9 protein-coding genes and 1 pseudogene are annotated in these 9,948 nt (G+C 69.4%); all 10 read left to right on the forward strand.

The window, feature by feature from the left end:
• Positions 1–171: 171 nt before the first annotated feature.
• A complete protein-coding gene (locus tag CQZ88_RS05885) occupies positions 172–972 on the forward strand; it encodes an ABC transporter permease (RefSeq protein WP_006931311.1) in 801 nt (266 codons plus the stop codon).
• 4 nt (positions 973–976) lie between these two features.
• Entirely contained in the window at positions 977–1,837 is an 861-nt protein-coding gene (locus tag CQZ88_RS05890; protein WP_029545068.1) for an ABC transporter permease, read from the forward strand.
• Positions 1,834–3,201 carry an MCE family protein gene (locus CQZ88_RS05895; RefSeq protein ID WP_006931309.1) on the forward strand — a complete coding sequence of 456 codons (1,368 nt, stop codon included), beginning with the start codon at positions 1,834–1,836 and terminating at the stop codon, positions 3,199–3,201. The genes CQZ88_RS05890 and CQZ88_RS05895 overlap by 4 nt, the downstream gene beginning before the upstream one ends.
• Positions 3,198–4,277 carry an MCE family protein gene (locus CQZ88_RS05900; RefSeq protein WP_006931307.1) on the forward strand — a complete coding sequence of 360 codons (1,080 nt, stop codon included), beginning with the start codon at positions 3,198–3,200 and terminating at the stop codon, positions 4,275–4,277. Before CQZ88_RS05895 ends, CQZ88_RS05900 begins: the two co-directional genes overlap by 4 nt.
• Positions 4,274–5,269, forward strand: a complete 996-nt coding sequence (locus CQZ88_RS05905; protein WP_003937627.1) for an MCE family protein — start codon at positions 4,274–4,276, stop codon at positions 5,267–5,269. The genes CQZ88_RS05900 and CQZ88_RS05905 overlap by 4 nt, the downstream gene beginning before the upstream one ends.
• Complete coding sequence (locus CQZ88_RS05910; RefSeq protein ID WP_006931305.1) at positions 5,269–6,519, forward strand: MCE family protein; 1,251 nt, start codon at positions 5,269–5,271, stop codon at positions 6,517–6,519. Before CQZ88_RS05905 ends, CQZ88_RS05910 begins: the two co-directional genes overlap by 1 nt.
• Complete coding sequence (locus CQZ88_RS05915; RefSeq protein ID WP_102799386.1) at positions 6,516–7,796, forward strand: MCE family protein; 1,281 nt, start codon at positions 6,516–6,518, stop codon at positions 7,794–7,796. Before CQZ88_RS05910 ends, CQZ88_RS05915 begins: the two co-directional genes overlap by 4 nt.
• A complete protein-coding gene (locus CQZ88_RS05920; RefSeq protein ID WP_029545063.1) occupies positions 7,796–9,043 on the forward strand; it encodes an MCE family protein in 1,248 nt (415 codons plus the stop codon). The genes CQZ88_RS05915 and CQZ88_RS05920 overlap by 1 nt, the downstream gene beginning before the upstream one ends.
• Before the next feature lie 95 nt (positions 9,044–9,138).
• A complete protein-coding gene (locus CQZ88_RS05925) occupies positions 9,139–9,732 on the forward strand; it encodes a hypothetical protein (RefSeq protein WP_006931296.1) in 594 nt (197 codons plus the stop codon).
• A gap of 20 nt (positions 9,733–9,752) precedes the next feature.
• Positions 9,753–9,948 (forward strand): annotated as a pseudogene (locus CQZ88_RS30175) (hypothetical protein); the annotation flags it as partial.

A 9,948-nucleotide genomic window follows, 5' to 3' on the forward strand; every position in this document is an offset into this window, starting at 1 on the left:
GCCCGAGGCCGCCCAGCAGGCCATCCTCGAGTCCTTCGAGGAGACCGGCGGGACGCACGCCGCGCCGGCCTACCCCGAGCATTCCTTCCGCGACGACGACACGCAGGTCATCCCGGCGTACCCCGGTCACGGGTACGACGAGTCCGCCCGCCACAGAAGCTAGGAGCACACATGGGGGTCGGATCGGGCACCAGCTCGTTCGTGCGTCCGATACACGGTGCACTCACCCAGGCCGGAAACATCGTCGAGTTGTTCGTCGACGTCGTGCGGAACACCTTCCGCCGGCCGTTCCAGTTCCGCGAGTTCATCGAGCAGGCGTGGTTCATCGCGAGCGTCACGATCCTGCCCACCGCCCTCGTGGCAATCCCGTTCGGCGCTGTGGTCTCGCTGCAGACCGGGTCGCTGATCAAGCAGCTCGGCGCGGAGTCGTTCACCGGCGCCGCCAGCGTGCTGGCCGTGATCCAGCAGGGCAGTCCCATCGTGACCGCGCTGCTGATCGCCGGCGCGGCCGGCTCCGCGGTCACCGCCGATCTCGGATCGCGCACCATCCGCGAGGAGATCGATGCCATGGAGGTGCTCGGCATCAACCCCGTGCAACGCCTGGTGGTCCCGCGCGTGCTCGCGATGGTTCTCATCGCGCTGCTGCTCAACGGACTCGTCTCCGTCGTCGGCATCGCCGGCGGCTACTTCTTCAACGTGATCCTGCAGGGCGGTACCCCGGGCGCCTACCTGGCGTCCTTCTCGGCCCTCGCCCAGTTGCCCGACCTCTACGTGGCCGAGATCAAGGCGGCGATCTTCGGTGTCATCGCCGGCGTCGTCGCGGCCTACAAGGGCCTGCACCCCGGTGCCGGACCGAAGGGGGTCGGCGAGGCCGTCAACCAGACCGTCGTCATCACCTTCCTTCTGTTGTTCTTCGCGAACCTGATCCTGACGATGGTGTACCTGCAGATCGTTCCGGCGAAGGGATCCTGACTCGATGACAATCGCAAAGGGCCGCGGAGACGTCATCTGGCTCCGCGGGCGCAGAATCGTGCGCGCTCCTCTCGACATGCTGGATCGGGCAGGCGACCAGATGTCGTTCTACGCGCGGGCCATCGCGTGGACCCCGCGCACCCTCGTCCACTACCGCAAGGAGGTGCTGCGGCTGCTCGCCGAGGTCACCTTCGGCAGCGGCGCGCTCGCCGTCATCGGCGGCACCATCGGTGTCATCGCCATGATGTCCGGTTTCACCGGCGTCGTCGTGGGTCTGCAGGGCTACGCCGCCCTCGAGCAGCTCGGCTCCTCGGTGCTCACCGGCTTCCTGTCGGCGTACGTCAACACGCGTGAACTCGCCCCGATCGTCGCGGCCCTGGCGCTGTCGGCGACGGTGGGCTGTGGCTTCACCGCCCAGCTCGGTGCGATGCGGATCAGCGAGGAGATCGACGCGCTCGAGGTGATGGCGGTGCCGTCGGTGCCGTTCCTCGTCACCTCCCGGATGATCGCCGGTTTCGTCGCCGTCATCCCGCTGTACATCATCGGCCTGCTCGCCGCGTACCTCGCGACACGCGTGATCAGCACCCTGTTCAACGGGCAGTCGTCGGGTTCGTACGACCACTACTTCAATCTGTTCCTGCCGCCCGAGGACGTGCTGTACTCCTTCGGGAAGGTCCTCGTCTTCGCCTTCTTCCTGATCCTCATCCACTGCTACTACGGCTTCAACGCCAGCGGGGGACCCGCGGGCGTCGGCGTGGCCGTCGGCCGTGCGGTGCGCACCGCGATCGTCACGATCGCCGTGCTCGACTTCTTCCTCAGCCTCGCCATCTGGGGCACCACCACGACCGTGAGGGTGGCCGGATGAACCCGACTCCCTCGACCCTCAAGCGGAGGGTTCTCGGCCTGCTGTTCTTCGTCGTGCTGGGTCTGTTCCTGTTCGTCACCATCGCGATGTACAACAAGACGTTCAAGAAGGTCGTCGAGGTGGACCTCGTGACCGACGAGGTCGGCAACGCGCTGCCGATGAACGCGGACGTGAAGGTGCGCGGACTGATCGTCGGCGAGGTCCGCGGCACGTCGGCCGAGAGCGGGACGGTGACCGCACATCTCGCGCTCGAACCGGACAAGGCCGGCCTGATCCCCGCGAACGCGACCGCACAGCTGCTGCCGAAGACGTTGTTCGGGGAGCGTTACGTCTCGCTGATCCTCCCGGACCGGCCGGCGCGCCCGATCCAGGCGGGGGACACCCTGATGCAGGACACGAGCGCCGAGACCGTCGAACTCGGCGAGGTGCTCGACGGGCTGCTGCCCCTGCTCGAGGCCATCCCACCGCAGGATCTCGCGAACACCCTCGGCGCCCTGGCCCAGGGCCTGAGCGGCCGCGGCGAGACCCTCGGGCAGACCGTGGACCGGCTCGAGCAGGTGTTCCGCGAGGTGAACGTGGAGCTCCCGGCCGTGCAGGAGGACCTGCGCGGGCTCGCGGACTTCTCCCAGACCTACTCCGACGCCGCGCCCGATCTGATCAGCGCCCTCGACAACCTGCGCACCACCGGCAACACCGTGGTGGAACAGGAGAACCAGCTCGAGACTCTGCTGGTCACGGCGACGGGGGCGTCGTCGGCGACCGCCGGGCTGCTCGAGCAGAACGCCGGCTCGATCATCAGCATCGCCGCCGACTCCAAGCAGGCCCTGCAGTTGCTGGCCCGGTACTCGCCGTCGTACCCGTGCATGCTGAAGGGCTTCGCCGACGCGGCACCCGCGGCTGCGGGGGTGCTCGCGGCCGACGACCCGTTCCCCGGCGTGCGGGCGAGCGTCCAGTTCGTCAATCCGAAGGGCCGGTACCTGCCGAACCAGGACGAGCCGCGCCTGCTCGACGTCCGCGGCCCCACCTGCTACGACAACGTCACGGCCCCGGGCCGGTTCTTCCCGCAGTACCCCGGCGGTTCGATCAACGACGGCTCCTACCAGGTGCCGTCCCGCAACCCGGGCCCGGAGACCATGTCGTACTTCCCGGCCCCCGAGGGGTCCGGGGTGCCGGACGACGTCGGCGAGCTGATCGGGACGACCCCGGCGACGACGCAGGTCTCGTACACCGGGTCGCGGGCCGAGCAGGACGCCCTCGGCGTCGTGTACGCGGAGGCGACGGGCATCGCGCCCGAGGACGTGCCGACCTGGACGACGCGCCTGGGCGCGCCCGCCCTGCGTGGAACGGAGGTGAGCTTCCGATGAGAGGCCTGGCAGCACCGCTGATCAAGCTGATCGTCTTCGCCGTGGTCACGATCCTCGCCACCGGAATGCTCGCGGCGACCATCGCGAGCCTCGGCGGCGGCGGAGGCACGAAATTCCACGCGATCTTCACGGACGTGACGTCGCTCAACGAGGGCGACGACATCCGAATCGCCGGCGTCCGCGTCGGTCAGGTCGAGAAGATCGAGATCGTCGACCGGCGCGAGGCGCGCGTGACGTTCTCGATGTCCGACCGGGACTGGCTGCCCGCCGCGACGACCGCGACGATCCGCTACCGGACGCTCGTCGGCCAGCGCTACATCGCCCTCGACCAGGGCGAGGGCATGCAGGGGATGAAGCTGACCGGCGGCGACACCATCCCGCTGGAGCGCACCAAGCCGGCCGTGAACCTGACCACCCTGTTCAACGGGTTCCGGCCTCTGTTCCAGACCCTGAGCGCCGAGGACGTCAACACGCTGTCGTCGCAGATAGTCCAGGTGTTCCAGGGCGAGGCCGGAACCATCGACGACCTGGTGCGCACGACGGCGAGCCTGACCAACACGATCGCAGACAAGGACCGGGTCATCGGTGCGGTCATCGACAACCTGAACTCGGTGCTCACCAACATCAACGAGCGGGACGATCAGCTCGACTCGTTGCTCGTCAACACGCAGGCGCTGGTCAGCGGGCTGGCCGCCGACCGCGACACGGTGGGTGCGGCCGTGCAGTCGCTGGCCGGGCTGACGGACGCGACGGCCGATCTGCTCGAGCCGACCCGGCCGGCCATCGCCGGCTCCGTCACGGCGGTGCAGCAGCTCGGGGCGAACCTGAACAGCAACCGCGACGCGGTCGACGAGGTCCTCGCCACCCTTCCGGTCAAGCTCGAGAAGCTGGGCCGGGTCGCGAGCTACGGGTCGTGGTTCCAGTTCTACCTGTGCGGCATCGACGTGATCGCCGGCCCGGGTTCGGTTCCGTACCTGAACCTGCCGACCGGCCTGCCCACGGTGAACCAGCCGATCTACACCAACGCCGCCAAGCGGTGCACGCAGGACGGGATGCAGGAGTTGCAGGGACGATGAGCAGACGTCGCAGTCCGGCCGTGTCCGGCGCCCTCGGGATTCTCGTGGTCCTGCTGGCCACCCTGTCGGCGTTCTTCCTGGATTCGCTGCCGATCATCGGGGCCGGCGCCACCTACCGCGCGGAGTTCACCGAGGCGGCCGGCCTCAAGCCCACCAACGAGGTGCGCATCGCCGGAGTCAAGGTCGGTCAGGTCACCGACATCGAGCTCGACGGGGACCGGGTGCTCGTGTCGTTCAAGGTCAAGGACGCCTGGCTCGGCAACGACACCTCGGCCTCGATCCAGATCAAGACGATCCTCGGCCAGAAGTACCTCGCCCTCGAGCCGCGGGGCACCGAGGTGCTCGACCCGGATGATCGGATCCCGTTGTCGCGCACCGTAGCCCCGTACGACGTGATCGAGGCGTTCTCGTCCGCGGCCACCACTCTGGGCGAGATCGACTCGGAACAGCTGGCCACGAGCTTCGACACGCTCTCGGAGGCGTTCTCGCAGACACCGGACGACATCCGGGCCTCGCTCGACGGAGTCACCCGGCTCTCGCAGACCGTTGCGAGCCGGGACCAGGAGCTCAAACGGCTGCTCGAGGCGACCGGCCGGACCTCGCAGATCCTCGCCGACCGCAACGCGGAGTTCAACCGGCTGATCAGCGACGGCGCCCTGCTGATCGCAGAACTCAACAACCGGCAGCAGGCCATCTCGCAGCTGCTGACGGGCACGCAGCGGCTGTCTGCCGAGCTGACCGGTCTGGTCCGCGACAACGAGGCGACGATCGGCCCGGCGCTCGACCAGCTCCGGGGAGTGGTGCAGATCCTGCAGGACCGCAACGACGATCTCGACCGCGCGATGAAGCTGTACGAGCCGTTCGTCCGGCTGTACTCGAATGTCGTCGGCAACGGCCGCTGGTTCGACCAGGTCGTCGTGAACCTCATTCCGCCCGGATTGCCGGAGATCCCCGGATACCGCGATCCGGTTCGCACGTTGGGAGAGAACTGATGTCGCATGCCGAGTCCGGTGGCGGCTCACGGCGCGGCCCGATGGTGCTGCTGATCGCCGCGATCACCGCGGCCGTGGTACTGATCGCCGGTGTGCTGTGGTGGGTCTTCAACCGCATGGGAACCACCGAGATCACGGCCTACTTCGACAAGGCCGTCGGGGTGTACGAGGGGTCCGGTGTCCGGGTCCTCGGCGTCGAGGTCGGCAAGGTCACCGCGGTCGTCCCCGAAGGGGACCAGGTGCGGGTGGACATGCGGGTCGACCGCGGCGTCGACATCCCCGCCGACGCCAAGGCCGTGCAGATCACCCCGTCGGTCGTCGCGGACCGCTACGTGCAGCTCGCCCCGGTGTACACCGGCGGCGAGACGATGGCCGACGGCGCCGTCATCCCGCGGGAACGGACCGCCACCCCGGTGGAGGTGGACCAGCTGTACGCCAGCGTCGACGAGCTGTCGCGGGCGCTCGGTCCCGAGGGCGCCAACAAGGACGGCGCACTGACGCGCTTCGTGGAGACCGGCGCCGAGAATCTCGAAGGCAACGGTGCCGCGCTCGGCCAGACCATCGAGCAGCTCTCCGCCGCGTCGCGCACGCTCAACGAGTCGCGCGGCGACCTGTTCGGCACCATCGAGAACCTGCAGATCTTCGTGTCCGCGCTGGCGGCCAACGATCAGCAGGTGCGCGAGTTCAACGCGCAGCTGTCGGACCTGTCGGGCTATCTGGCCGGCGAGCGGGAGAATCTCGGGCTCGCGCTGAACCAGCTGTCGGAGTCGCTCGGGGTGGTCGCGCAGTTCGTCAACGACAATCAGGCGGCGTTGAAGGACAACGTGGACGCTCTGGTCCCGGTGACGAACAACCTTGCCGCCAACCGGGATTCGCTGGTGAACTCGCTGACCCTGCTGCCCCTGGCGGTGAGCAACCTCGTCAACTCCTACGACGCGGAGTCCGGGTCGCTCGCCTCCCGTCTGGTGGTGACCGATCTGCAGGATCCGGCGGGCGTGATGTGCAAGCTCATCGACCTCGGTCGGCTCGTGCCGGGTGACCCGAGGTTCGAGCAGCTCGGCCGGCAGATGCAGCCGCTGATCGATCAGTGTTCCGGCCTCGCCGAGCAGATCACCAACGACGTCCGGACGCCGGATCTGATCCTGCCGTTCGGCGTCCTGAGCGGCGAGAACATCCAGCGCCGGGTGGTTCCCGGCACGGTGCCCGGTGTCGAGTCACCGCGCCTGGACCTGGAGAGGGGCGGACAGTGAGACGCTCGGCGATTCTCGGTGCCGGGGCCTGCGTGACGGCCCTGGCGGTGTCGGGGTGCGGCGGGGCCGCGAGCCTCCCCCTGCCCGGTGGTGCGGACGTCGGGTCCGACCCGATCCACGTGACCGTGCAGTTCGACGACGTGCTCGACCTCGTGCCGCAGTCCACCGTCAAGGTGGACGGCGTGCCCGTCGGCCGGGTGGAGACGGTCTCCGTCGGTCCCGACGGGTGGACCGCCGACGTCGGGATCGTGGTCGACTCGGCAGTGGAGCTGCCGGCCAACGCGTATGCCGCGGTGGAACAGACCAGTCTGCTGGGCGAGAAGTTCGTCCAGCTCAGTCCGCCGCCGAGCGACCCGTCGCGCGAACTGCTCGCCGACGGCGACGTCATTCCGCTGGACCGGACCCGGCACGCCACGGAACTCGAGCCCGTGCTCGGCGCCCTCTCGCTGCTGCTCAACGGCGGCGGCGTCGGCCAGCTGCAGCCGGTGGTCGAGGAGCTGTCCACCGCGTTCGAGGGCCGGGAAGGCACCACGAAGAGCCTTCTGCAACAGGCGGATCGGCTCATCGACGGTCTCAACCAGCAGCGCGACGACATCACCCGCGCCCTCGACGGCCTCGATGTGCTCACCGTCCGGGTCGCGGAACAGAACGACCGCATCGCGGCGATCCTCGACGACCTGCCGGTGGCCACCGCGGTGCTCGAACAGCAGCGGCCCCAGCTGACCGAACTGCTCGGTCAGCTCGACCGCCTGGGGACGGTGGGCACCGACGTGCTCGACCAGTCCAAGGAGGACCTCATCGCCGACCTGCTGGCCCTGCGCCCCACCCTGCAGCAGCTCGCCGCTTCCGGCGACGATCTGGTGAAGGCGCTGCCGTTCATCCCGACGGTGCCGTTCCCCGACGGGGTCGAGAAGATCGCCCTCGGTGGCTCGGTCAACCTGTTCCTCGCCGTGGACCTGCAGATCGGGGACGCGCTGGCCTCGCTCGGCGTCGGTCAGGGCGAGCCGGTCTACCGGCAGCCGAAGTTCGGCGAGCCCAAGCCCGTCGTGGATCCGTCGAACCCGTACTACAACGGCAACGGGCCGAGGCCGGGCTGGCCGACGGTCTCGCTGCTGCCGGTGCTGCCGGCGGCGAAGCTGCCCGTGGGACTCGAACTGCCGCCGGGGGTGACGCTGCCCGGTCAGCCGGCCGCGGCGGCGGACACCGGCGACGACCCGGCGCCGGCCAATCCGCTGGAGGGCCTGTTGAACCAGCTCGGAGTCGGGGGAGGGCGATGATGAGATCGCGAATGCTGCGGATACAGCTGGTCGCGTTCGTGGTGATCGCGCTGCTCGGGGTGGTGTTCGTCGGCGCGCGGTACGTCCGCCTCGACAACCTGCTCGGGTTCGGGCAGTACACCGTCCACGCACGGTTCGCCGATTCGGGCGGCATCTTCACCAACGCCGAGGTCACCTACCGGGGCGTGCCGGTGGGGCGGGTCGGCGAGCTCGGCCTGACCGAGGACGGCATCGACGTCACGCTGCTCCTCGACAACGGCGGGCCGCAGATCCCCGCGTCCACCCGTGCCGTGGTGGCGAACCGGTCGGCGATCGGCGAGCAGTACGTCGATCTGCAACCGGATACCGACGAGGGCCCCTACCTCGAAGCGGGATCGGTCATCGGCCAGGACGCCACCGACGTGCCCGTGCCCGTGCAGGACCTGCTGGTGAGCACGAACGCGCTCGTCCGGTCGGTGCCGGTGGACTCGCTGCGCACGGTGGTGACCGAGCTGGGGGCGGCGTTCGACGGCCGCGGTGGCCAGCTGCAGACCCTCGTGGACTCCCTGGCCCAGCTCAGCGACGCCGGGGTGCAGTACCTGCCGCAGACGGTGTCGCTGATCCGCGACAGCCAAACGGTGCTCGACACCCAGTCGGTGCAGGCGTCGGCGATCCGGCAGTTCAGCGCGGATCTGGACCTGGTGACCGCGCAGCTGCGCGACAGCGACCCGGACGTCCGTCGCCTCCTCGAGACCGGGACGGCGGCGAGCGAGGAGCTCACGCAGCTGGTCGCGGATTCGGGCCCCGGCCTGACGGCGAACCTGACGAACCTGGCGCTGCTCGGCGACAAGCTCGGCCCGCAGGCCGTCGCGTTGCAGCCGCTGCTCGCGTTCCTGCCGGCCGTGGCGGCCAGCGCCGGGACGGTGGCGCCCGGCGACGGCACGGTCCGGCAGGGCATCCTGCTCGAGACGAACAACCCGCCGTCGTGCACCCTCGGGTACGAGGGCACTCAGGCGATCCTCGACGAGATGCAGCGCCGGGATCCCAACTTCGACGACACCCAACAGGACTTTCCGTTCAACACGGAGGCGTCCTGTGAGGCCCCGCAGGGCAGCGTCACCGGCGTGCGGAGCGCGAACCGGATCGTGTTCGCCGACCCGGCGACGATCCAGCCGTGGGACTTCACGCCGAAGCAGGATCCGGACAAGCTCAATCTGAATCCGATCGCGACGCAGCTCGCGCCGTTGCTCGGAGTCACCCCGAAGTAGGTAAGTAGGTTGGTGCAGTGACCGCAGACACGACGTCCCGTCCCCCGCAGACGGCGGGGGCGGGCGGCGACAAGATACGCAGGATCGTCCTGGCAGTGGTGAGCGTGCTGGCGGTGATCGCCCTCGTGGCGGCCGCCTGGTTCGGCTTCGGATGGGGGCGGGCCCTGCTCGCCGACCGCCCGACGGCCGATGCGCGGGACGCCGCCCTGTCCGGGGCGATGCAGGCCGCGATCAACCTCAACAGCGTCGACGCCGCCGACGTCGACCGGTCGATCGAGAACATGCGTTCGTCGATCACCGGTGAGGCCCTGAACAACGACCTGGCCGCGACGGAGCAGCAGATCCGTCAGCAGGTGGCACAGACGGGCACGGGCATGTCGGCGAACGTGCTGTTCGGCTCCCTGACGGCGCTGGACACGGACGCGAACACGGCGAACGCCCTGATCGTCCTGGCGGTGAAGACCACCTGGCCCGACAACTTCGTCGAGAACAAGGTCACCGTGAACGTGGCGATGCGCAAGGACGGCGACATCTGGAAGGCGGAGACGATCCAGCCGCTGGACTCGGTGCAGCTCGGCGGCGGGCCCGTGGAAGGAGCGCAGCAACCCGCGCCGCCGGCCGATCCCGCGCCCGCCCCGGGCGCTCCTGCGCCTGCACCGGCCGATCCCGGATCCGCCGGAGGCGAGTGAGCCATGAAGGAGAGTGTGTAGTGCCCCCGCAGCGTCGCAAGCCCAATCCGATGGGTCCCCCGAGGGGCCGGCGGCCCAAGATCGCGGGAACGGGCCGGACCCCGGCCCCGGGCGGTGCCGCCCGCCCCGCGACTCCCGAGCCCGCGACGACCGAGCCCGCGACGACCGAGTCCGCGACGACCGAGTCCGCGACCACCGGGCCCGCGACCACCGGGC

It is taken from the genome of Rhodococcus sp. ENV425, assembly GCF_002887785.1.
Taxonomy (GTDB): Bacteria; Actinomycetota; Actinomycetes; order Mycobacteriales; family Mycobacteriaceae; genus Rhodococcus; species Rhodococcus aetherivorans.

Coding starts and splice junctions, on each gene's coding strand:
- CQZ88_RS05885 (WP_006931311.1), top strand. CDS start 172: ATGGGGGTCGGATCGGGCACCAGCTCGTTCGTGCGTCCGATACACGGT.
- CQZ88_RS05890 (WP_029545068.1), top strand. CDS start 977: ATGACAATCGCAAAGGGCCGCGGAGACGTCATCTGGCTCCGCGGGCGC.
- CQZ88_RS05895 (WP_006931309.1), top strand. CDS start 1,834: ATGAACCCGACTCCCTCGACCCTCAAGCGGAGGGTTCTCGGCCTGCTG.
- CQZ88_RS05900 (WP_006931307.1), top strand. CDS start 3,198: ATGAGAGGCCTGGCAGCACCGCTGATCAAGCTGATCGTCTTCGCCGTG.
- CQZ88_RS05905 (WP_003937627.1), top strand. CDS start 4,274: ATGAGCAGACGTCGCAGTCCGGCCGTGTCCGGCGCCCTCGGGATTCTC.
- CQZ88_RS05910 (WP_006931305.1), top strand. CDS start 5,269: ATGTCGCATGCCGAGTCCGGTGGCGGCTCACGGCGCGGCCCGATGGTG.
- CQZ88_RS05920 (WP_029545063.1), top strand. CDS start 7,796: ATGAGATCGCGAATGCTGCGGATACAGCTGGTCGCGTTCGTGGTGATC.